General features: G+C 37.4%; 26 protein-coding genes and 1 other annotated feature. Of the genes, 10 read left to right on the forward strand and 16 right to left on the reverse strand.

Annotation, left to right across the window (positions count from 1 at the left end; genetic code table 11):
- Positions 1 to 529: 529 nt before the first annotated feature.
- The 9 genes from leuD to ilvE form a co-directional block, all read right to left on the reverse strand.
- Entirely contained in the window at positions 530 to 1,108 is a 579-nt protein-coding gene (gene leuD, locus CN326_RS13410) for a 3-isopropylmalate dehydratase small subunit (RefSeq protein ID WP_098309512.1), read from the reverse strand.
- A complete protein-coding gene (gene leuC, locus CN326_RS13415) occupies positions 1,086 to 2,480 on the reverse strand; it encodes a 3-isopropylmalate dehydratase large subunit (protein ID WP_098309513.1) in 1,395 nt (464 codons plus the stop codon). The genes leuD and leuC overlap by 23 nt, the downstream gene beginning before the upstream one ends.
- Positions 2,480 to 3,544, reverse strand: coding sequence for a 3-isopropylmalate dehydrogenase (gene leuB, locus CN326_RS13420; protein WP_098309514.1), 1,065 nt, complete (start codon positions 3,542 to 3,544; stop codon positions 2,480 to 2,482). The genes leuC and leuB overlap by 1 nt, the downstream gene beginning before the upstream one ends.
- A gap of 14 nt (positions 3,545 to 3,558) precedes the next feature.
- Positions 3,559 to 5,082, reverse strand: coding sequence for a 2-isopropylmalate synthase (locus tag CN326_RS13425; RefSeq protein WP_098309515.1), 1,524 nt, complete (start codon positions 5,080 to 5,082; stop codon positions 3,559 to 3,561).
- 1 nt (position 5,083) lies between these two features.
- Positions 5,084 to 6,094, reverse strand: a complete 1,011-nt coding sequence (gene ilvC, locus CN326_RS13430; protein WP_098309516.1) for a ketol-acid reductoisomerase — start codon at positions 6,092 to 6,094, stop codon at positions 5,084 to 5,086.
- Between the two features lie 27 nt (positions 6,095 to 6,121).
- Complete coding sequence (gene ilvN / locus CN326_RS13435; RefSeq protein WP_098309517.1) at positions 6,122 to 6,637, reverse strand: acetolactate synthase small subunit; 516 nt, start codon at positions 6,635 to 6,637, stop codon at positions 6,122 to 6,124.
- Positions 6,634 to 8,331, reverse strand: coding sequence for an acetolactate synthase large subunit (gene ilvB, locus CN326_RS13440; protein ID WP_098309518.1), 1,698 nt, complete (start codon positions 8,329 to 8,331; stop codon positions 6,634 to 6,636). The genes ilvN and ilvB overlap by 4 nt, the downstream gene beginning before the upstream one ends.
- Before the next feature lie 73 nt (positions 8,332 to 8,404).
- Positions 8,405 to 8,632, reverse strand: a binding site (T-box leader).
- A gap of 23 nt (positions 8,633 to 8,655) precedes the next feature.
- Positions 8,656 to 10,323 (reverse strand): dihydroxy-acid dehydratase, encoded by a 1,668-nt coding sequence (ilvD, locus tag CN326_RS13445; protein WP_098309519.1) that lies wholly within the window; start codon positions 10,321 to 10,323, stop codon positions 8,656 to 8,658.
- Between the two features lie 14 nt (positions 10,324 to 10,337).
- A complete protein-coding gene (gene ilvE, locus CN326_RS13450) occupies positions 10,338 to 11,234 on the reverse strand; it encodes a branched-chain-amino-acid transaminase (protein ID WP_098309520.1) in 897 nt (298 codons plus the stop codon).
- Positions 11,235 to 11,642: 408 nt separating this feature from the next.
- On the opposite strand from ilvE, the gene CN326_RS13460 reads away from it, so the two are divergent.
- Positions 11,643 to 11,897 carry a DUF3911 family protein gene (locus tag CN326_RS13460; RefSeq protein WP_098309521.1) on the forward strand — a complete coding sequence of 85 codons (255 nt, stop codon included), beginning with the start codon at positions 11,643 to 11,645 and terminating at the stop codon, positions 11,895 to 11,897.
- A 99-nt stretch (positions 11,898 to 11,996) separates the two neighbouring features.
- Positions 11,997 to 12,239: a YkuS family protein gene (locus CN326_RS13465; protein WP_098309522.1), complete on the forward strand. Its 243-nt coding sequence runs from the start codon at positions 11,997 to 11,999 to the stop codon at positions 12,237 to 12,239.
- A gap of 623 nt (positions 12,240 to 12,862) precedes the next feature.
- Here CN326_RS13465 and CN326_RS13470 read toward each other — a convergent pair.
- Both CN326_RS13470 and ytfJ read right to left on the reverse strand, forming a co-directional pair.
- Positions 12,863 to 12,952 carry a phosphoribosyl-ATP pyrophosphatase gene (locus CN326_RS13470; protein WP_098309523.1) on the reverse strand — a complete coding sequence of 30 codons (90 nt, stop codon included), beginning with the start codon at positions 12,950 to 12,952 and terminating at the stop codon, positions 12,863 to 12,865.
- A gap of 124 nt (positions 12,953 to 13,076) precedes the next feature.
- Positions 13,077 to 13,451 (reverse strand): GerW family sporulation protein, encoded by a 375-nt coding sequence (gene ytfJ, locus CN326_RS13475; protein WP_098309524.1) that lies wholly within the window; start codon positions 13,449 to 13,451, stop codon positions 13,077 to 13,079.
- A gap of 299 nt (positions 13,452 to 13,750) precedes the next feature.
- Between ytfJ and CN326_RS13480 the strand changes: the two genes are divergently transcribed.
- Positions 13,751 to 14,098: an imidazole glycerol phosphate synthase gene (locus CN326_RS13480; RefSeq protein ID WP_098309525.1), complete on the forward strand. Its 348-nt coding sequence runs from the start codon at positions 13,751 to 13,753 to the stop codon at positions 14,096 to 14,098.
- A gap of 231 nt (positions 14,099 to 14,329) precedes the next feature.
- On the opposite strand, the gene CN326_RS13485 is transcribed toward CN326_RS13480, so the two are convergent.
- The 3 genes from CN326_RS13485 to CN326_RS13495 form a co-directional block, all read right to left on the reverse strand.
- Complete coding sequence (locus CN326_RS13485; protein ID WP_098309526.1) at positions 14,330 to 15,673, reverse strand: TrkH family potassium uptake protein; 1,344 nt, start codon at positions 15,671 to 15,673, stop codon at positions 14,330 to 14,332.
- 429 nt (positions 15,674 to 16,102) lie between these two features.
- Positions 16,103 to 16,258, reverse strand: a complete 156-nt coding sequence (locus CN326_RS13490; protein WP_098309527.1) for an imidazoleglycerol-phosphate dehydratase — start codon at positions 16,256 to 16,258, stop codon at positions 16,103 to 16,105.
- Between the two features lie 311 nt (positions 16,259 to 16,569).
- Positions 16,570 to 16,989: a MarR family winged helix-turn-helix transcriptional regulator gene (locus CN326_RS13495; RefSeq protein ID WP_141525048.1), complete on the reverse strand. Its 420-nt coding sequence runs from the start codon at positions 16,987 to 16,989 to the stop codon at positions 16,570 to 16,572.
- 482 nt (positions 16,990 to 17,471) lie between these two features.
- Between CN326_RS13495 and CN326_RS13500 the strand changes: the two genes are divergently transcribed.
- Positions 17,472 to 18,026 (forward strand): thioredoxin family protein, encoded by a 555-nt coding sequence (locus CN326_RS13500; protein WP_098309528.1) that lies wholly within the window; start codon positions 17,472 to 17,474, stop codon positions 18,024 to 18,026.
- Positions 18,027 to 18,052: 26 nt separating this feature from the next.
- On the opposite strand, the gene bacA is transcribed toward CN326_RS13500, so the two are convergent.
- Positions 18,053 to 18,844: an undecaprenyl-diphosphate phosphatase gene (bacA, locus tag CN326_RS13505; RefSeq protein ID WP_098309529.1), complete on the reverse strand. Its 792-nt coding sequence runs from the start codon at positions 18,842 to 18,844 to the stop codon at positions 18,053 to 18,055.
- Between the two features lie 194 nt (positions 18,845 to 19,038).
- On the opposite strand from bacA, the gene CN326_RS13510 reads away from it, so the two are divergent.
- The 6 genes from CN326_RS13510 (at position 19,039) to CN326_RS13535 (ending at position 23,283) form a co-directional block, all read left to right on the forward strand.
- Positions 19,039 to 20,397 (forward strand): MATE family efflux transporter, encoded by a 1,359-nt coding sequence (locus tag CN326_RS13510; RefSeq protein ID WP_098309530.1) that lies wholly within the window; start codon positions 19,039 to 19,041, stop codon positions 20,395 to 20,397.
- 116 nt (positions 20,398 to 20,513) lie between these two features.
- On the forward strand, positions 20,514 to 21,032 hold the full coding sequence (locus CN326_RS13515; RefSeq protein ID WP_098309531.1) for a L,D-transpeptidase: 519 nt from the start codon (positions 20,514 to 20,516) through the stop codon (positions 21,030 to 21,032).
- 216 nt (positions 21,033 to 21,248) lie between these two features.
- Complete coding sequence (locus CN326_RS13520; protein WP_098309532.1) at positions 21,249 to 21,644, forward strand: DUF350 domain-containing protein; 396 nt, start codon at positions 21,249 to 21,251, stop codon at positions 21,642 to 21,644.
- A gap of 179 nt (positions 21,645 to 21,823) precedes the next feature.
- A complete protein-coding gene (locus tag CN326_RS13525; protein ID WP_098309585.1) occupies positions 21,824 to 22,000 on the forward strand; it encodes a 2-isopropylmalate synthase in 177 nt (58 codons plus the stop codon).
- Between the two features lie 18 nt (positions 22,001 to 22,018).
- A complete protein-coding gene (locus tag CN326_RS24645; RefSeq protein WP_098309533.1) occupies positions 22,019 to 22,168 on the forward strand; it encodes a hypothetical protein in 150 nt (49 codons plus the stop codon).
- 194 nt (positions 22,169 to 22,362) lie between these two features.
- Entirely contained in the window at positions 22,363 to 23,283 is a 921-nt protein-coding gene (locus tag CN326_RS13535; protein ID WP_098309534.1) for an aminoglycoside phosphotransferase family protein, read from the forward strand.
- 34 nt (positions 23,284 to 23,317) lie between these two features.
- Here CN326_RS13535 and CN326_RS13540 read toward each other — a convergent pair whose 3' ends face one another.
- Complete coding sequence (locus tag CN326_RS13540; protein WP_098309535.1) at positions 23,318 to 23,764, reverse strand: flavodoxin; 447 nt, start codon at positions 23,762 to 23,764, stop codon at positions 23,318 to 23,320.
- Positions 23,765 to 23,850 lie beyond the last annotated feature (86 nt).

Here is a 23,850-nt window from a genome sequence, read left to right on the forward strand (position 1 = left end):
TACATTATTTGTTACGAGTTTATCTTCGAAAATACTCATACATTCATAACATAGCGCTAAGAAAACGAAAAAAGAGCTATGTAGATAAAAATACCTACATAGCTCTTTAGAGAATGTAGGTACAATGGAAATAACCCTTGTACCTACACGTTTTTTCACGCTAGGTTCAAGGGTTTATGTATGATGATGTCGTGTAAATGAAATGACTGATTGTAAAGTGAACATTGTCATTACTCCCTTTCTCCTCTTTGTTTGAAGTCAGTATACTACCAATTAAATCAAAAGTAAATAATTTTCTTTCATTTTTTTGAAATAATATACGATTCACTCTCATATAAATACAAGTTTAAAAATTGAAATAATATCTTTCTTTTTAGATAGAAGAGAGCATCTAGCCATGCACAGAAGCGATCAGACCCTCTCCCTCTCCATAAAATGCTATAACAAAGAGAAAAAACAAGTGTAGGCCACTTTTTCTTCTGCATAGCAGCGACTTATATGTTAAAAAAACAAAATGAATATATATACATTAACGACCTATTTTCATCTCGTATTCTGTAATCACACCTTCATATTGAAGCGTAACTCCAATATCATCTAAACCACTGAGCAACTTTTCTTTCCACATCGGTTCAATGGAGAAAGAAAAGCTTTCCTCAGGAGTTATTACTACTTCATTCTCTAAATCTATTTCTATCATCGCCTGGGGCGCTATAGATGCAAGCTGCTTACGAATTTCCTTTCCCATCACAATCGGAAGAATCCCATTTTTTGTACAATTCATATAAAAAATATCGGCAAAACTTCCTGCGATAATAGCGCGAAACCCATAATCAGCAAGAGCCCACGGTGCATGTTCTCTAGAAGAACCGCAACCGAAGTTTTCTCCTGTAATTAGAATCGTAGCACCTTTTCGCTCGGGAGCGTTCAATGGAAACGCAGGATCTTCTTGACGATTATCTAAATAGCGCCATTCATCAAATAAAAACTCTCCAAATCCTGTTCTTTCAATCCGCTTTAAATACTGCTTCGGAATAATTTGATCCGTATCAATATTATCACGCATCAATACTGCAGTCGTACCTTTATGAATATGAAATGGCTCCATCGTAGTTCTCCTTTCTCACATCAACAAAATGACCGTAAATTGCAGCTGCAGCAGCCATAGCTGGACTAACGAGATGCGTTCTTGCTCCTTTTCCTTGTCTTCCTTCAAAATTACGATTTGAAGTAGAAGCACAATGTTCACTTTCTGGCACTTGATCTGGATTCATCCCAAGACACATCGAACACCCTGGTTCCCTCCACTCAAATCCCGCCTCTTCAAATATAAGATGTAATCCTTTTTTCATCGCTGCATCTCTCACTTGCTTTGACCCAGGGACAACAAGAGCCCTTAATCCTTCTTTTACCTTCTTTCCTTTCACAACCGCAGCGGCAATTTCTAAATCAGATAAGCGGGAATTTGTGCAAGAACCGATAAACACGTGGTGAATTGGAATATCCGCTGTACTTTGTCCTGGTTGAAGTCCCATATAAGCATACGCTCTTTCATCATTGATATCATTTGCCTGCGGAAGAACTTCATCAACGCGCAGCCCCATCCCTGGATTTGTTCCCCACGTAATATACGGTGCTAAACTTGCAACATCAACCGTAATAACCATGTCATACACCGCATCTGTATCCGTGTATAATTCACTCCACTTTGTAACTGCCTGTCCAAACTCTTTTGGTGCGTATTGTCGCCCTTTTACATAATCAAACGTCACTTCATCCGGTGCAATAATCCCAGCCTTTGCACCGCCCTCAATCGCCATATTACAAAGCGTCATCCGCTCTTCCATCGTCATTTCTTTTACGGTTTCACCATAAAACTCTATGACATGCCCCGTACCAACGGCTACTCCATATGTAGCAAGTACATGTAAAATAATGTCCTTTGCATATACTCCTTTTGGCAATAATCCTTTCAGTTCAATTCCCATCGCTTTTGGTTTGCGTTGCCATAATGTTTGCGTTGCTAAAACGTGTTCTACTTCACTTGTGCCAATTCCAAATGCTAATGCACCAAATGCTCCATGTGTTGATGTATGACTATCACCACATACAATTGTTTTTCCTGGCTGTGTAAGTCCAAGTTCTGGACCAATAACATGTACAATCCCTTGTTCCTCATCACCCATATCAGCTAACAGTACTCCAAATTCCTGACAATTTTTGCGAAGTGTATCCATTTGCTGTTTCGCAATTTTATCTGTAATATTCCAAACATCTTTTGTTGGAACATTATGGTCCATCGTCGCAAATGTTAAATCAGGCCGTCTAACTGTTCGATTCGCAAGCCGCAAGCCTTCAAACGCTTGCGGCGATGTCACCTCATGAACAAGATGCAGATCAATATATAGTAAATCCAGGCCGTTTTCATTCGTTGCTACAACATGTCGCTCCCAGAGTTTATCTAATAATGTTTTCCCCATTATCTCCCTCTCCCTACCAGTGCCTGTTCTTCCATCGTTTGTAATACATACTTTGTAAACGAAGTTGTCGTTTCATTCCCGCCTAAATCTGCTGTACATTTTCCAGAACGAAGGACTGTAGAAATTGCTTCTTCAATTGCTTCTCCTTCTTTTCTTAATCCAAATGATTGCCCAAGCATCATTGCAACGGAGCGAAGCATTGCGATTGGATTCACTTTGTTTTTCCCAGCAATATCCGGCGCTGATCCATGAATTGGTTCATAAAGAGATGGACCATTCTCCGCATGACTTGCAGACGGTAACATACCTAATGACCCCGCTAATACAGATGCTTCATCACTTAAAATATCGCCAAATAAATTTTCTGTAACGATAACATCAAATCGTCTTGGATTACGAATGAGTTCCATTGCTGCAACATCTACTAATAAATGCTCTAACTCTACTTCTGGATAGCGAATTGCTACTTCTTCTGTTACTTGTCGCCATAGTTTACTAGATTCTAAAACATTTGCTTTGTCGATAGACGTTACTTTTTTACGACGTTTTTTTGCTAATTGAAATGCATATGAAACAATTCGTTCTACCTCACGGCGATGATAAGTAAGTGTATCTGTTGCCACTTCTTCTGTCCGCTCTTTCGGAAATGAGAAATAGATACCGCCTGTTAACTCACGAACAACGACAAAATCAACTTGCTCTGCCGCCTTTAGTGGTGATAAATGCGCTGTTGCCTCTTCAACGGAAACCGGTCGAACATTTGCAAATACCCCTAAGCCTTTTCGAAGTGTAAGAAGTCCTTGTTCAGGACGCTCTTTTGCATGATCCCAATATGGTCCTCCAACCGCACCAAGCAATACTGCATCACTCGCTAAACAAGCTGTTAATGTGCGAGGTGGAAGGGGCTGACCGAATCCATCAATTGCTGCTCCCCCAAACAATTCATCCTGCAAATAAAAATGGTGACCGTATAACCTTTCTACCATCTCTAACACTTGTTTTGCGCTAGCCATAATTTCTGGCCCAACTCCATCACCAGCTAAACAAACGATTCGTTTTTCCATCTTCAAGCACTCCTTTACGATTTTGTAAGTGATCGTAATGTTTTTAATTTCCCTGCTGCATATACGTAAGCACGAGCTGAAGCTTCCAGTACATCTTGCGCTACACCAAAACCTGAAACTTGGTGTCCGTCTTCTTTCAACTCAACATGAACATGAGCTAACGCATCTTGTCCTTGTGTAATCGATTGAATACGATAGTCAGCAAGCTCACATTTTAAATGAAGAATTCTTTGAATCGCATTATAAATTGCTTCAATGCTACCGGCCCCAGTCGCGGCATCCTCCAGCACATTTCCATCAGTATCTTCTAAACAGACGGTTGCACTTTGAATGCTGCTTGATACAAAATGAACTTGCAATTGTTTAATATCGTACTGCTGTTTAGCAAATGCAGTTTCTCCCAATACAAGCGCCTGTAAATCTTCTTCTGTAATTTCTTTCTTTCGATCAGCTAACCGTTTAAAAGCATGGAACGCTAAGTCCCGCTCTTCTTCTGTAAATTCATAGCCTAACTCTTTCATTTTTTCTGTAAAGGCATGGCGGCCAGAATGTTTTCCAAGTACAAATTTATTTTGTTCTTCCCCTACAAGAGAAGGTGAAATAATTTCATAAGTAGATGCTTCTTTTAAAACCCCATCTTGATGAATACCAGATTCATGGGCAAACGCATTTGCACCAACGATTGCTTTATTTTTCGGAACAACCATGCCTGTTAAACGGCTTACAAGTGTACTTGTTGCTTTAATTTCTTTTAATTGCATGGAAGATGACGCCCCGTAATAATCGTTTCGAATATGGAGAGCAACTGCAACTTCTTCGAGAGCAGCATTACCAGCACGTTCTCCAATTCCATTAATCGTTCCTTCTACTTGAAGTGCACCGCCTTCAATCGCTGCTAATGAGTTGGCTACTGCCATGCCAAGATCATCGTGACAATGGCAGGAGAAAATAGCTTTCTCAAAAGATGAAACATGCTCTTTTAAATATCGGAAAAGAGAAAAATATTCCTCTGGATTGGTATATCCTACTGTATCGGGAATGTTAATTACATCCGCTCCAGCGCGAATTGCAACCTCTGCAGCTTCTGCTAAAAAAGAAGGCGTTGTTCGCGTTGCATCTTCTGCAGAAAACTGTACCGTTGAAAATAATGATTTTCCAAGCTTTACAGAACGATGAATTGTATCTAATACTTCATCCTTCGACATACGGAGCTTATATTTCATATGAATATCGCTCGTTGCCAGAAATACATGTAATCGAGGAGATACGCCTCCTTTTAACGCTTCATATGCAGTACGAATATCACTTTCCTTCGCACGGGCCAGACTCATAACAGAAGCATTTTGAATTGTTTCAGCTATACGTTTCACTGACCGAAAATCACCTTCAGAAGCGGACGCAAAGCCCGCCTCCATTACATTAATTCCAAGCCTCTCTAACTGCCGTGCAATTTGTAATTTTTCTTGTTCATTTAAATTTACTCCAGGCGATTGCTCCCCATCGCGAAGCGTCGTATCCATGAACAAAATTTGCTTCATATTACTTAACCTCCATTTTCACTCTCGGCTTTACAAATGGCATCATCTCACGTAATTTACGACCTACCACTTCAATTTGATGCGCATTCTCCTCTGCATTAATTGCATGGAATTTTTGTCTTCCTGCTTTATGTTCAGCAATCCATCCTCTAGCAAACGTTCCATCTTGAATATCTTTTAATACTTCTTGCATCGCTTGTTTCGTATGCTCTGTTACAACGCGCGGCCCTGATACGAAATCCCCCCACTGTGCTGTGTCCGAAACTGAGTAGCGCATATTTTCTAATCCACCTTCATACATAAGATCGACAATAAGCTTTAGTTCATGTAAACATTCAAAATATGCAAGTTCCGGTTGATAGCCAGCTTCTACTAATGTTTCAAAACCCGCTTTCACAAGAGCAGTTGCTCCTCCGCAAAGTACTGCTTGCTCTCCAAATAAATCTGTTTCTGTTTCTTCTTTAAATGTCGTTTGGAGTACACCGGCGCGAGTTGCTCCGATTCCATCTGCATACGATAGTGCCTTTTCATAAGCTGTTCCTGTTGCATCTTGATAAACCGCAAATAATGCTGGTACCGCTGCGCCTTCTACAAATGTTCGGCGTACAAGATGCCCCGGTCCTTTTGGCGCTACAAGAAATACATCCACATCTTCCGGCGGTGTAATTTGATCAAAATGAACGTTAAACCCATGAGCAAACACGAGTGCATTTCCTTCTTGTAAATTCGGTGCAATTTCTGTTTCATAAACTTCCGGCTGTTGTTCATCTGGAAGCAATACCATTACAACATCTGCTAGTTTTGTAGCTTCAGCAACCTTATATACAGAAAATCCATCTTCTTTTGCCTTTTCCCAAGACTTCCCTTGACGAAGACCTACAACAACGTCAAAACCGTTATCACGTAAATTTTGCGCATGAGCATGACCTTGAGACCCATATCCAACAATCGCTACTTTCTTTCCTTTTAATACATTTACTGTTACATCCTTTTCATAATAAACTTTTGCCATTTTCTTTCTCCTCCTATATTTTAAAAATTAATTAATTAACATTACTTGTTGTTTGTCTTGCTTTTTCATACTTCTTGTAAAGGCTGTTACTCCTGTTCTTGCAATTTCTTTTAAACCATATGGACGCAATAATTCAATAAGCGCTTCTACTTTTTCTTGTGCCCCTGTTACTTGAACGACGATGGAATCCTTTCCAACATCTATAACAGCTGCGCGAAACGGTTCAATTAAACTATATAATTCAGATCTAGAAGCAATTGTCGTAGACACTTTAATAAGTGCAAGTTCTCTTGCAATCATTGCTTCTTCTGTAATATCAGATACTTTTAATACATCAATTTGTTTATGAAGTTGCTTAATAAGCTGCTCCACTTGCTGGACATCTTCAACGTGAACAACAAATGTCATTCTTGAAATATGTGATGATTCTGTATGCCCCACTGAAATACTTTCAATATTAAAATGCCTCCTCGTCATCACACCTGTAATACGGTTTAAAACTCCACTTTGATTTCGAACCGTTGCTGTAACAATCCGTTTCACTCTTCCACCCCCTCCATTTGGTGAACACCTTTTCCAGGAGCAACCATAGGCATAACTTTTTCAGATTGTAAAACACGGCAATCAATAAGAACAGGTTCTTGTAAATTCATCGCTTCTCGCAATTGCTCTTTTGCCGTTAGCGGATTTTCAATACGGATCCCTTTAATTCCATAAGCGTGGGCTAACATAGCAAAGTCTGGTTGACAAGAAAGCACAGAATGAGAATAACGCTGATTATAAAACTCATCTTGCCATTGTCTTACCATGCCGAGTGCTTCATTATTTAAAATCAGCACTTTAACGGGAAGGTGATGTTCCTTTAAAACACTTAATTCTTGCAATGTCATTTGAAAACCGGCATCACCTACGATTGCTACAACGAGTTCATTAGGCTCGGCAATTTGTGCTCCAATCGCAGCTGGCAGACCAAACCCCATCGTTCCTAGTCCTCCTGATGTAACCCATTTATCAGGCTGTTTCAATGCATAGTATTGTGCTGTCCACATTTGATGCTGTCCAACATCTGTCGTTATAATTGCATTTCCATTTGTAACTTCATAAAGCATTTGAATTACAGCCTGCGGTTTTAACATTTGTGAATCGTCTTTATAGCAAAATGGGTAACGATTCTTTCTTCTTCGTAAAAGCTGTAGCCATTCTTTATGATTTTGTTTCTCTCCTTTACACTCTAATAACGCTTCTAGAGCATGTTTAGCACTGGCTACAATTGGAATTTCCGTCACAACGTTTTTTCCAATTTCTGCAGGATCAATATCAATATGCGCTACCGTTGCTCCCTTTGCAAAGTAAGCTAAATTTCCAGTCAGACGATCATCAAAACGTGCCCCTATATTTATTAACAAGTCACATTCATACAAAGCCATATTTGCTGCGTAAGAACCATGCATACCACCCATTCCTAAAAACAATGTATCATCGGATGGAAACCCTCCAAGACCAAGTAATGTATGAACGACCGGAAGATGATACATGCGAGCAAATGCGGTTAATTCATTTGCTGCTTTTGCATGCAATACGCCAGCACCCGCTAAAATAAGCGGTTTCTTTGCTACTTCAATTGCTTGTAGCAGTTTGTTAATTTGTAGTTGATTCGGATGATAATTCGGCTGGTACCCAGGTAAATCCATCTCTACATTGCTACATCGCTCTCCCATTTCTACAACCATATTTTTCGGAAGATCAATGACGACTGGACCTGGTCTACCTGTTGCTGCAATATGGAATGCTTCTTTTATAATCCTTGGTAAATCCGAAACATTTCGTACTTGATAGTTGTGCTTTGTGACAGGCATTGTAAGTCCGATGATATCCGCTTCTTGAAAGGCATCACTTCCTATAAGCGTTGTTGAAACTTGCCCAGTAAATACGACAAGCGGTAAGGAATCCATCATCGCATCCGCTAAACCAGTAATCACATTTGTCGCCCCTGGCCCACTTGTAGCAATAACAACACCTGGCTTTCCAGTAATTCTTGCATATCCTTCTGCTGCATGAATTGCTCCTTGTTCATGCCTTGTTAAGATATGAGGAATTTCACAATCGTAAAGCGCATCATATAGCGGCAAAACAGCTCCTCCTGGATAGCCAAAAATGACTTCTACCTTTTCCTTTCTAAGCGCATTTAACAATAACTGTGCACCGGTTGCCATTTTCTCTTCCGTTTTTGAAGACATCGTTTCTACAAACCTCCTTTATGAAATACGCGTATAAATAAAAAAGTCTTTCGCCCACACTCCAGCTATGTGCTGAAGGGACGAAAGACTTCGTGGTACCACCCTTCTTTGCAAGAAAAATTCTTGCCTCAGTGACTCTAATAGAGTCAAGCTAATAACGGAGCTACCGTCCAAACCTAAGCAAGTGCTTCAGCTTGACACTCAAGGGCGATGTTCGTCAACGTGAACCATCGGTTTCCACCAACCACCGACTCTCTGTGAGGCTTCACAATCAACTACTCCTCCCTATCAACGCTTTATCCCTCCGCGAACGGAAGTTTTACTTTATACTTTCATAATTCCTCCTGTATTTGCCGAAGTAACAAGCTTTGCATATCGTGCTAAATATCCAGTTTTTACTTTCGGCTCTGGAGAAATAAATTGTTTTTTCCGTTGTTCTAATGCTTCTTTAGAAATTTCCCAATGAATAATACCATCTTTTAAATTAATAATGATTGGATCACCGTCTGCCACATATGCAATTGGTCCTCCTTCAGCCGCTTCTGGTGATACATGACCAATCGCAATCCCCCTTGTTGCTCCGGAGAAGCGTCCATCGGTAATCAATGCAACCTTTGTTCCCAGTCCTCTTCCAACAATCGCTGATGTTGGAGCTAACATTTCCGGCATACCAGGTCCTCCTTTTGGACCTTCATATCGGATGACAACAACATGCCCTTCTTTCACAACACCACTATCAATCGCAGCAACCGCTTCATCATGAGAATCAAAACAAATCGCTTCACCAACAAATGATGTAACAGATTCATCGATAGCTCCAATTTTTAGGACAGAACCATCTGGTGCTAAATTTCCAAAGAGAATGGAAAGACCACCTGTTTTACGATATGGTCGTTCTTTCGGACGAATTACTTTTTCATCTAAGATTTTTCCTTCTTCTACTGTTTCATAAATGCTTTTCCCTGAAATTGTAATGCGCTCTGGATGAATTGCCCCTGGAATTTGTGAAAGCTCTTTAATAATAGCTGCTACTCCACCTGCTTCATGCACATCATGCATGGAATAATGAGAAGCTGGGCTAATTTTCGCTAAGTATGGAACACGCTTTGCAATATCATTAATACGCTGCAAGTCATATTCAATACCTGCTTCATTCGCGATGGCTAACATATGTAAAACTGTATTTGTCGATCCCCCCATCGCCATATCTAATGCAAAAGCATCATCAATTGCTTCTTTTGTAATAATGTCTCGCGGCTTTATATCACGCTCAATTAAATCCATTAAATGAAAAGCAGCCTGACGAATTAAGTTATGTCGTTCTTCACTTGTTGCAACAACCGTTCCATTTCCAGGAAGCGCAACACCAAGCATTTCCATGATGGTATTCATAGAATTTGCTGTAAACATCCCTGAGCAGGAACCGCACGTTGGGCATGCTGATTTTTCCATATCAATCAGCTGCTCTAAAGTTAATTTCCCCGACTTATGAGCGCCAACTCCTTCAAATACAGATGCTAATGAAAGCGGAGTGCCATCTTTTGATTTCCCTGCTTCCATTGGTCCTCCAGATACAAAAACAGAAGGAACATTCGTCCGAACAGATGCCATCAGCATTCCCGGTGTAATTTTGTCACAATTTGGCATAAACATAACTCCGTCAAACCAATGAGCTTGAATTACTGTTTCTGCTGCATCTGCAATGATTTCTCGACTTGGGAGTGAATATCGCATTCCGATATGTCCCATTGCAATTCCATCATCAACACCAATCGTATTAAATTCAAAAGGAACACCTCCTGCTTCACGAATGGCAGCTTTCGCTACATCAGCAAGATCTCTTAAATGAATATGCCCTGGAACAATATCGATATATGAATTACAAATTGCAATAAATGGTTTATGAAAATCTTCTTCTTTAACGCCTGCTGCATGAAGCAAACTTCGATGCGGCGCTCGGTCAATACCTTGTTTAATCATATTGCTTCGCATCGGTTACTCTCCTATCAACTTACTTTATTTTCTTCATAAATTTTTTCGCCATCTTCTACAACAAGCTTACGAAATTCTTCTAACAAACGATTTGTATGCGCTCCTGGTTTCCCAGCTCCAATTTCTCTGCCATCAACCATTGTTACCGCAATAACTTCAGCTGCTGTACCTGTTAAAAATACCTCATCTGCTACATATACATCATGACGTGTAAATAATTCTTCCCTTACGTCATAGCCAAGCTTCTCACCAATTTCCATAATCGCATTTCGCGTAATTCCTTCTAGTGCTCCAGCAGAACTTGGCGGTGTAATTAACTTATTACCTTTTACAATAAATACGTTATCACCAGAACCTTCTGCAACATACCCTTGTTCATTTAACATTAACGCTTCCTGCACACCGGCAAGTTTCGCTTCAATTCTCACTAAAATATTATTTAAGTAATTTAGTGATTTCACTTGTGGCGTTAATACATCTGGACGATTCCGTCTTGTTGCAACTGTTACAACCGGAATTCCTTTCTCGTAATATTCTGCCGGGAATAACGCTAATTGTTCAGCGATTACAACAACATTTGGCTTTAAACACGAATCAGGATCTAAGCCAAGATTTCCAACTCCGCGTGATACAACTAAACGAATATATCCATTAGATAATTGATTACGTCGAATTGTTTCAACAACAATATTGGTCACTTCTTCCAACGTATATGGAATTTCTAATAAAATGGATTTTGCAGATTCGTACAGACGAATGAGATGCTCTTTTAAGCGGAAAACATTTCCACTATAGACACGAATGCCTTCGAATACCCCATCACCATATAAATATCCATGATCATAGACAGAAACCTTTGCTTCATTTTTTGGAACAAATTCTCCATTTAAGAAAATCCATTGCTCGTTCACTTGAAAGCGCCCCCTATATCCTTGATTTTTTTTATTGGTTCCTAGTTTACGCCCCCTTTTCAAATAAATCAAAGAAATTTTTTGAAAATTTTAAATTTTAAAATTTATGAACAACCCTCTTTATATTGATATATCAACATTGTTAACGTTTACAAAATGTCAAAAAATTTTTTTCGACATTTTTCTTACAAAAAAATATTTGTTTAGGAGAAGGAATTTTGTCAAAAGATGCGAATCTATTGTATTCAATAAACGGACGTTCTATCACATATTTTTAGAAAAAGACTAGTAATAAAGCGAGGTGAAAAAATAAAAAATAAAATTTGAGGATAACACTCATATTTTTTTCTTATTACTCATAATCCTATTTTCAAAAATCATTTTGACAAATTTAAGGGGGCTAATAATATGGCATGTTTACAAATTAAAGGAACAAGACAAGAAGTAATGGAAATGCTTCAGTTATTTGATTTAATGAATACAAAAGGACTGTGTAAATTAGAAGATTATGTAGAATTACTTCCATATGCAGAGCAAAATAGAACAACGCAAAATCCTATGTACATTGCCTCAGTTGATGTACTATCAAATGATTATACGATGCACGATGTACAAAACGATCGTTTTGTAAGCGACATGTTGACTGGGGTTTATAACGACTAACTCTTTCCTACTCCTGCCAAACGTGTGAAACCTCTTTGTTAATTAGTGAATATTCTTCCGAAAAAGGAACATATTACTAGATGGCAGGAGGTGAATGACATGGCGAAAATTGGAGTAGAAGACTCTTTAACGAACGTAAAACAAGCATTAGAACAAAAAGGGCATGAAGTAGTCTCATTGCAATCTGAAAGTGACGTTCAAGGATGTAACTGCTGCGTTGTAACCGGGCTGGATTCTAACGTAGCGGGGATTAGCAACGCTGCGATAAAGGGATCTGTTATCGATGCAAGCGGGTTAACAGCTGAAGAAGTTTGTCAACAAGTTGAAAGTAGAATTCAATAAAGTGAAATTTTAATCAGCGGGGGTCTTCCTCATCCCTGCTGATTAAAAGCCCCACTAATCGGGCTCTTACGGGCTGTTTCATATTACAAGACTTCCTTAACATGTCCGTTTCGTTTAAGATAAAGTGAAACTTCCATCAGTGTTTTTTCATCCCCCACTGATGGTTAGTTGAACCAATCGGGCACATGCCAGCAGTTATCCCCTACCTTTCTTTCTGATTTCTCTCTGCATCTTGAGGTGGGGGTCTTACTGCCCGCAAATAGCGGATAAAATAAAAAGAAGGCTACCTTTTACAAAAAGGCGCCTTCTTTTTTATATTTAATTAACGGGAAAGTAACATATACTGGATGAAAGCCCTGCCTCTCTTTCATCATTGCGGTTCCAACGACCGCTCCTTATACACTAGTACGTGTACAGCTTACAAATACAATTCATCATATACACGATCACTAAAGTTGTTGGCATCATTGCCCGATCTTTAGCAAACTAGAGACTTGTATAAGTAAGGAATAACCAATATATACTAGCTGTAACCGAGACACGAATATAAATTTTACTTCTTTTCGATAAAAATGTCAATACTTTTGTCAAAATAAAAACAGACCACTTAGTAAGCCTGTTTGTTAAAATTGTGCTTTTTCCTTTAATACATATATAACAAATCCGCTCACTAACATACATAAACCGACAACAAAATTCTTGATGTTAATCATTTATACCTCTCCCTTGTTCTTCTTAAATCCTAATTCTTTATATAGTCATTTACTTTATATTCGTATAATTTTTAAACACACTTCATCCACTATATCATAATTTCCTTAAAATGCAAGCGTTCCGCTATCTCTTATTTACTAACCGCTGCACTGCATTAGGTACTGCTTCCAATGCTTTTTCTACAAGATGTGTACCGCTATGTAAGTGCATAACCTGAATTCCTTTTGCCCCAACTACTAAAAACGCAACAGGGTTAATCGAAACCCCTGCACCACTTCCACCACCAAATGGATGTAAGTTCTGCCCCTCTTGTGGTTGCCCACTTCCTTTAAAATCACTTCCACCTGCACCAAAACCAAAAGCAACTTTTGAAACGGTTAAAATAACATTCCCATCAGCTGTTGATACTGGCTTTCCAACAATCGTATTTACATCCACCATTTCTTTTAAGTTTGTCATTGCTGTTTTCATTAAGTTTTCAATTGGATGTTGTGTCATACAAAACCACCTCTTTTTCCTATCAATTCCTTTTTATCGTTTCCAAAAACGCGGAAGACATACCAACTTTTGTAATTTAACTATCTCATGAAATGAAACTTTCATCAGGGGGAGTTTTCTTCATCCCCCACTGCTGGAAAGCTCTTACCAATCGCACTCTTACGACAGTTATCTTCCATGTTTCTTCTTTATTTTCTCAAAATCTTGACGTGAGGATTTTATTGCCCGCGAAATGGAGGATAAAAAAATAAAAGCAGTTCATACTAAACATGAAGCTCTTTATGAAAGGAGATATTATAATGACTGATAAACATGAAGAACGTTATAGAGAAAACGAAGACCATTTTGAAGAAGAATACGCAGCTGAAATTGCACCTAATGGTGTGCCTTACGATGGAAGAGAAGAAGGAACAACAAAAACAGGGGGAGCAACAGCAGGATTTATCGCTCTTGCCCTTGCAGTCTTAGCTTTATTCGTTTTCCCAGTACTCTTTGGACTTCTTGCTGTCCTAATTGGCATATATGCCTATAACCGTGGTGCCACTGTTACAGGTGGAATTGCAGCAGTAATGGGCGGCATAACTGCGATTGTTGCACTAATATTTCGAGCAGCTATTATCAGCTTGCTGTACTCTCTTTTTACGTAATAAAGTGAAACTTCCATCAGTAGAGGAAGGTTTATCTCCTACTGATGGTTAGTTGAACCAATCGAGCTTTTATGGGCAGTTGTTCCCATCTCTCTGCTTTTTTTGAATATTGAGGTGGGATCTTACTGCCCGTTAGTGCGGTATAAAGTGAAACTTCCATCAATTAGGATCTTCCAGACAATTTTTCATCACGGAACATAATAAAAGGTATCTCGCTTTTCGCGAGATACCTTATCCTGTAAACACATCCTCAGATGGATAACGAATTTTTTGTTTTGCTGGCCGTGCAAGTGAAAACACAAGTGTTAATGGTCCAATTAACCCACAAAACATAACAAACATAATCACACATTTCCCAAAAGCTGATAAATCAGCTGTAATTCCCATTGATAATCCAACTGTTCCAAAGGCTGAAACCGTTTCAAACAACAATTCAATAAAGCTAAAGTTTTCAGTAAGCATAAGTACAAATACTGCTACAAAAATTAAAAATTGACTTGCAATTACAATCGACAAAGCTCTCATCACTGTTGACATTTTAATTGTACGACGAAATAAAATAACATCTTCTTTTTTCTTAAAAAATGAAATAACAGATGTAATTAAAATAACAAAAGTCGTAAGCTTAATACCGCCTCCAGTTGAAACACTTCCGGCTCCAATAAACATAAGTACCATCGTAAAAAACAACGTTGATTCATTCATACTTCCATAATCAATTGTATTAAACCCAGCTGTACGAGGGGTAATCCCTTGGAAGAATGATGCCCACAATTTTTCATTTAACGATAAAGAACCTAATGTTTTAACATTACTATACTCTAATATAAAGATGACAGTCATTGAAAAAATAATCAACGCAATTGTACCAACAATCATGATTTTCGAATGCAGTGTTAATTTTCGAAAACTTCGACTGTACCATATATCAATTAGTACTGTAAAACCTAAACCACCTATTACAATTAAAGAACAAATACCAATATTAATGATAGGATCTCCAACATATCTCGTTAAATTATCTGGCCATAAAGCAAATCCTGCATTATTATAAGCAGCTACGACGTGAAACAAGCTGTAATATAGCCCTTTTCCCAATCCGAATTCAGGAACAAAACGAATGGATAAAAATAATACTCCAACGAATTCAATACAAAGCGAGAAGAAAAACACTCGTTTTACTAATTTTACAAGTCCGCCAATATTCGTTTGATTTAATGCTTCTCCAATAAGAAGTCGATGACGTAATCCTATTTTCTTTCCGAGCACCCAAACTATTAAAATAGCAATTGTCATTAACCCTAAACCGCCTGTTTGTATAAGAAGCATGATGACAACTTGTCCAAATATGGTAAATGTACTATTTACATCTACTACACCTAAGCCCGTTACAGTCGCAGCTGATGTTGCTGTGAAAAAAGCATCAACCCAACTAATAGACGTTTTCGTCGCAATCGGTAATTTCAATAATATGCCGCCAACAATAATTAAAGCAAAAAATCCAATCGCTAAAATTTGTGGTGGACTTAATCGTATAAAACGATCATTCAAGTCACGTTTTTCTATCATTTCCATAATACTAACTCCCTTAATCCGTCCTCCATACTCCATACATAGTTGAGCATAATCTTTTTTCTTTTGAATTTCAACTTTTATTTTCGTATAAAAAATAGAAAATTCCTTATTCTTTCACGCCAAATTCACATTGAATTCACATCAATCTTTTATAGTATAACTATCGAAGCTGTTCCTCCCTAATAATGAGACATCCCCTAATGTCTCGAACAGCTTTCTATCCCTAGCTTAAATTGACAGAAATTGTCCCCCCTTCCTAAGCCATCTTGCAATGACAAGATGGCTTTTTTTTATCCCTCTACATGTGGAGCATTAAAATTACGTAGCAAAATCCTAAAAAAAGCAGTTAAGCGAGGAATATTTGCTAGCATACACCCGTTTAGTGAAAACTTTCACTTTATTTAATAATAAAGAAGAAGTGAATATGCTTCACTCCTTCCTTGATTTGCTCCCTTTTTTCGAGCGATATTCTTTCCCTTTATTATCATCACCAGTAACAAACTCTGTGCCGAACTCCTGTTGATATTGCCCTACTTTGGGTGCTCCTTGATTCCCGCTTCCTTTACTACCATTACGACTTGACATACTTCTTTCTTCCCTTCTGTATAATGATATTGTTAGTATGCTCCATTCCATTCTAAATACACATGAAAAGCCTTCGCATTGATTGCGAAGGCTTTTGCATAGTAAGACCGCTCCTTAGTATGGAATTTATCCCGCTATTCGCGGGTAGTAAGACCCCCATCTCAAGATGCAGAGAAAAGCGAAAAAGCTAGATGGGGGATGAAGACCCCCCCACTGATGGAAGTCTCATTTCACTATCTTCAACGCATCATATGATTCCCTAACTTTTCCACCATTTATTTAACAATATGAAATATGAATGCTATTTCTTACTAAATTAGCTTTTGTAAAATAGAAATCATGACTTGCATTTCATCTTCAGACAAAGTAGAAAATCGCTCTTTAAAATATTCCTTCTTTCGCATTTCCATCTCAGCCACTAATTCTTTCCCTTTATCAAGAATCTCCAAATACACAACACGACGGTCTGATGTACAGCGCGAACGCGTTACAAGTTCTTTTTTAATTAATTTTTCTGCAACAGCCGTAATGTGGCTATTCGATACGTTCAGCTCATTCGCAACATGGGAAACCATTTCTTTTTGGACCCGATTTAAAATACGCAACACGATAAATTCATTCCATGGAATATAATCACCGAAAATTTTGCCCATATCATTACGTAATGTACGAAACATAGCAAAAAAATTCGTAGACAGATCTTCCATTAGCAACTCGCGATTATTAGACATTTTGTACAGCACCTCTATTTATTTAATATGATTAAATAAAAACATTATGAACTATATTAACGTACTTTTTGGAATTTGTCATCCATTTTATTGGGAAAATCATGTATCTTTTTTTAGTTACTTGGTAATAGATGATAAAGGTTGCTTTCATAAAATGCTGTAAATTTTATCAGCAAGAAAACAGGGTGCACAGAAGCACCCTGTTTTCATTTTATCCCGCATTAACGGGCAGTAACCCCCCACCTCAAGATGCAGAGAGAAACGAGGAAGATAGGTGGGAGATAACTGCCCGTAAAAGCCCGATTGGTGAGAGCTTTCCATCAGTAGGGAGGATGAAGAAAATCTCCACTGATGGAAGTTTCACTTTATTGTTCTAGCTTTTTACACTCGACAAAATATGGATTACCAATAAAAGTAACTTTACCAGCTTTCCCGTAAAATATTTGGTACAATATGAACAAATAGAGAAAGAGGTGTAGTACATGACATTACTTCAATGGTTTAAAAAAGGCATGTCCTTTGAGGCATATGTAAATGATATGACGGTGAATCAACACGAATTACTACATATTTATAATAATTTCTTAATTCCGAATGAACTTCTTCCTGTTTTAGAGCAACATCAAAACGATCGTTTAAACGTTATCGTTTTAACAGCAGATTGGTGTGGTGATGCCCTTCTTTGCGTACCAATTATGAAACGCATTTGCGAAGTTGCCAATATCGAGATGAGCCTACTCATTCGTGATGATAACTTAGAATTGATGGATCAATATTTAACAAATGGTACCGCACGCGCGATTCCAATTTTCATTTTTATGGACGCAGCAGGAAATGAAAAATATATTTGGGGGCCACGCGCTCCAAAAGTTCAAGAGTTCGTTACTTCTATGCGCGCTACATTACCAGAAAAAGATGATCCACAGTTTGAAGAAAAGCAAAAAGAAATGTATGCTGCATTTCGTAAAACATTAACTTCTGATACTTCCATTTGGGAGCACGTAATGGAAAATATGATTGAAAAAATAGCAAAATAAAAAACTGCCAAATGGCAGTTTTTTTATTATAAAACAAAGAAATAAAACACCGCGGCAATAATAAAACGATAATATGCAAATGGTGTTAATTTCACACGAGATAATAATTTTAAGAATGAAACAATTGCTAACATAGCAACCACAAATGCAGTAATAAATCCAGTTGCAAATAATGGGATATCTGCTGCGCTTAATTCATTCCAACTCTTAATTAAATCAAGACCTGTTGCAGCTACCATCATTGGTACCGCAAGAATAAATGTATATTCAGCAGCTGCTGTATGAGATACACGCGCTAACAAACCGCCACTAATTGTAGACCCTGAACGAGAAAAACCAGGCCATAATGCTAAACATTGAAACATCCCAATCGTAAACGCTTGTTTATACGTAATGTCATCAAGTGTTTTCGCTGTGCTTGGCTTTGAGAATTTCTCAGCAATAATCATTAAGATACCACCAGCAATTAAACTAATAACAACTGGACCTGGTCCAAATAAAACCTCTTTAATTTTGTCATGTAATAAAACACCAAGTAATCCAGCTGGAATCATACCGATAATAATATGTAATAAGTTTAACGATGGCCCTTGCTTTACTCGTCCAATTCCAACTAACGACCATAATCGTTTCCAAAATACAACAACAACCGCTAAAATAGATCCTAATTGAACAACAATTTCAAACGTTTTTGCTTTATCGCCTTCAAATCCAATTAAATGCCCTGTTAAAATCATATGCCCTGTTGATGATACAGGTAAAAACTCCGTTAACCCTTCAACAGCACCCATGATTAATCCAATTAACCAATCAGCCACAACCGTGCCTCCTTAATACCTTATAATACTTTTTTCATACTTTATCATAATACCTCATCTTCACTAAACACGCATCGTTTTTTTCATATTCGTTCAAAATGCACCAATGTTGTTATAGATACATATTACTTTTCTAAATTCCTATTCAATAGTATGATTGAAACGGCCTATTCGTATTTTAGAAAGGAGTATATATGAAAGAAACTACATCGATTTCACAAAAAATTAAGCAATTTATCTTATTATTTTTCCCCATATTTGTTACACAAATGTCATTATTTTCAATGAGTTTTTTCGATACGACGATGTCAGGACATGCAAGTGCCACTGATTTAGCTGGAGTTGCAATTGGAACAAGTATATGGCTTCCAATTAGTACAGGATTAACAGGTATTTTAATGGCAACAACTCCTATTGTTGCTCACCTTATCGGCTCCAAACAAAAAGAAAATGTAGCTTACGTTGTGACACAAGCCGTATACTTAGCAATCTTGGTCAGTGTTATTGTTATAATCATTGGATTTTTTGTGGTTTCACCAATTTTACATGCCATGCATTTAGAGAAACAAGTAGCCCAAATTGCTGCTCAATTTTTAAGCATTATCACATTTGGTATCATTCCGCTATTTGTATATACAGTACTCCGCTGTTTTATTGATGCCTTAGGAAAAACCCGCACAACAATGATTATCACTTTACTATCTTTACCGATTAATATCATTTTGAACTATATATTCATTTTTGGTCATTTCGGTTTCCCAAAACTCGGTGGAGTTGGAGCTGCCATTGCTTCAACATCGACATATTGGTGTATTTTACTTATCACTATTGTCATTATCCGTACGAAAGAGCCTTTCTCTTCTTATGGTGTCTTTCAACGTTTGTATCGCCTCTCTATATCAAGCTGGAAAGAATTATTAAAACTTGGTGTACCAATTGGATTTGCAATCTTTTTTGAAACAAGTATTTTTGCTGCTGTTACATTATTTATGAGTAATTTTGACACAACAACCATTGCTGCTCACCAAGCTGCGATGAACTTCGCATCTCTTTTATATATGACACCACTCAGTTTATCCATGGCAATGACAATTTCTGTCGGGTTTGAAGTCGGTGCTTCCCGATATAAAGATGCCAAGCATTATAGCTTTATTGGTATAGGATTAGCACTAGCTTTCGCACTGTTATATTCTATCTTACTGTTTTTATTTGATGACAATATTGCCTCTATTTATACAAATGATTCTGCAGTACACGACTTAGCGAAACAATTTCTCGTGTTTGCAATTTTATTCCAATTTTCTGATGCCATTGCAACACCAGTACAAGGTGCACTTCGCGGTTATAAAGATGTGAATGTAGCACTTGTTATGACACTAGTTGCATATTGGATAATAGGTCTCCCGCTCGGTTATACACTTGCAACATATACAACTTTGGCTGCAAAAGGTTATTGGATTGGTCTCATTTTAGGACTAGCTTTTGGTGCAATCTTTTTACTCGCTCGTCTATTTCAAGTACAGCAAAAATATATTACATTAAAAAGCCGCTAAATAGCGGTTTTTTATATATCCTTAATATTTTGTATATAAATAAAAAAGTAATAGGATTCTTTATAAAAGAAAGCTATAATAAATTTTGATATTTACATAAAGGAGACTAATTTAATATGAGGAAGATTGCGATTGCACTATTATTATTCTTTTCTTCTATGCTTCCTGTTAAGGCAGCTGATGCAGAGACATATCAGCAAGAACATTTGTTAATTGTCAATGTAGCGACAAATAAGATGGCATATTATGAAAAAGGTAAATTTGTAAAAGAGTTTACAGTTGCTACTGGAAAAAGCAGCACACCAACACCCCTAGGAAAATATAATATTGTCAACAAAATTAAGAATCGTCCCTACTATGCCAAAAATATTCCTGGCGGTGATTCACGCAACCCATTAGGGGATCGATGGCTCGGTCTGAATCTCAAAGGAACAAAAGGAACAACATATGCCATTCACGGAACTAATAATGCAAGCGCCATTGGAAAATGGACAACACTCGGTTGCATTCGCATGTATAATAGTGACGTACATTGGTTATTTGATCGGGTTCCTGTCGAAACAACTGTAATCATCACAAATAAAAAAACAACATATAAAGCAATTGCTGCTACATATGGATTCAAACTCACATAATGTTTTTCGGGAGAAAAGGTTCTTTAAGTAAGAACACCTTTTTTCCTACAAATCATATATATAAATTATAATAATAGTATACAAACATATATAAACAACTATTTTTATAATATCTCCCAAAAATAATTTCCCCACTATTTTTATAGAAGCATTTTTTTCATTTCATGTATAATACGAGGTAAATATTGGATTTTTAACAAAAGAAAGGAGAAAAATGTGAATTTATTCCTAAATTTTTTTATATATGCTGGAACAGGGCTTGCTTTACTATGTATCGGTTTTCTTCTATTTGATTGGACGACAAAAGTAAAGGAATTTCAATTAATTGCAAAAGGAAATGTATCTGCAGCTATGTCAATTGGCGGAAAATTACTTGGCCTTACGTTTATAGTGGGGGCAACCATCGCTCAGTCTGTTTCACTCATCGATATGATCATTTGGAGTGCTATCGGTATCGTAACGCAAATTATTGCTTTTTACATTGCAGAACTTGTTACAATGAGCTTCAGTATTAAGCAAGCAATTGAAGAAGATAATCGTGCTGTCGGACTTATGATTCTCCTATTATCCATATCTATCGGCTGGGTTCTCGCTCAGTGCTTAACATACTAAGAGTATATTTCTTCCTTATAACGTGCAACATATCAATAAAGTGAAACTTCCATCAGTGGAGGTTTAGTTGAACCAATCGGGCACATGCCAGCAGTTATCCCTCATCTATCTTCCTCGCTTCCCTCTGAATCTTGAGGTGGCCGTTAATGCGGGATAAAAAACATAAAGGAGTTGCAACAGTGGACGAAAAGGAAGAACAACAGTCTTATCAAGAAGAGTTTGCACCGGAAATTTCACCCGGTTATCGTCAAGATGTACATAAATCACCTCGTTATTCTAACATGACGTTTTTAGTCGGCATTGTCATTTTTGGAGCTGTACTGCTATTACTTATTACTTTCGTATATTTTAAGTAAAAGAAAGGACGAATTCATATGAATAATAACTCAGCAAGTTCAAGTAAAAGGGTTATAAAAACACAAAAAGGATACGCTGGAGATTCTTTAGACAAACATAGAGCTATCGAAAATACAAATCTTGATTTGAGTAAAAAGGAGATACAGCAGCAAAACGAGAATTTATAAAGTTCAACTTCCATCAGTGCGGGTTCTTCATCCTCCACTGATAGTTATTTGAACCAATCTTTACGTAAAATTGTCTCACCTCTCAATCAACCCTACATCTTGAGGTGAGATTATCCGTTAAATACGGGATAAGAAAAGAAATCCCTAGCTAGGGATTTCTTTTCTATTTATAACTAAACGAAAGAGGCGAAAAAATGACAGACTTAGACTATATACAATATATTCAAAAAACACTCCCGAACTTGCCTATCCATTCCTTTCATCAAGATGAAAGCGGTTGGGATAATGTTGCTATTCTCATAAATGATGAATGGTTATTTCGATTCCCTAGAAAAGTTGAATACGCGAAAAAAATTCCTCGTGAAAAACAATTATATGAAGTACTGTCTCCTATGCTGCAAACACAACAAATAGAAGTACCGAACTATCATATTCTATATGAAAATAAAGCAGATACAATTCCTGTTTGCAGTTACTATAAAATAATTCATGGTAAACCATTTAAACCATCTTACTTACATAACCTCTCAATTAATGAAAAAACGAAAATTGTTACACAACTTGCATCATTTCTTGCTGCTTTTCATACAGTTCCTATTACACTTGCAAAAGAGTGGGGATTTCAGGTTGAGCAAACAACTGAATATTGGAAGAAGCTATATATGAAACTAAAACATTACCTGTTTACTACATTTACAATAGAAGAAACTAAACGATTGAATACACTATTTCAAACATTTTTTGAGCAATTATATACAAGCTCCTCTCCACAAACAGTTATTCATGCTGACTTAACACATAATCATATTTTATTTCATCCTCTCCTGAGGCACATTGCTGGTATCATTGATATAGGAGATGCACAAATTGGTGATCCCGCATTTGATTTTGCTGGATTATACGCTGATTACGGCCATGCCTTTACACTAGAAGTATACGAGGAATATACTGCTTTAACGAATAGAACGGATACAACATTTTTTGAACGGATTATCTCTTTTTATCAATATAGTCCTATACTGCACGACCTTGTATATGGTTTTGAAACAAATGATTCAAAAATGATTGAAAACAATACAAAACGACTGCTACATGTTTTAAGGGGAATACGCTAAACGTCTTCCCTTAATTTCTTTTCTTCAAACGCCATTAAGAAAGGTGGTTTGTATATTCTGTACCAAAACGAAGGCACGCTTCAACATCTTCGTCTTCTGGTGTTAATTCTACTTTTAATCCTTCAAGTACAACGTTAGCTCCGCGCTCCTGTAACTTTTCTATTAAAATATCAACAGCTGCCCCGTATTTCGGATATGCAGAATCACAAGAACCAAACACCGCTGCTTTTTTCCCCGTTAAATCCAACTTATCCATTTCATCATAAAAATCTAAGAAATCATCTGGTAAATCACCATCTCCCCATGTGTATGCACCTAATACAATCCCCTCATAATCTTCTAAAACAGACGCCTCTGGTGATGTCATAATATCGATTACTTCAATCTCTTTTCCAGCCTTGCGAATTGCCCCGGCAATATGATCTGCCATCTCTTCTGTATTTCCACTCATACTTGCAAAAATCATTACTAACTTACTCATTTTACTCTCTCCCCTTATTATGTATCTCATTCTCTTATTTTTTATATTTCCTTTAGTACGGAATGAACGAAAATGATAATTATTAT

The sequence above is a fragment of the Bacillus sp. AFS018417 genome (assembly GCF_002560985.1).
Classification (GTDB): Bacteria; Bacillota; Bacilli; order Bacillales; family Bacillaceae_G; genus Bacillus_A; species Bacillus_A rhizoplanae.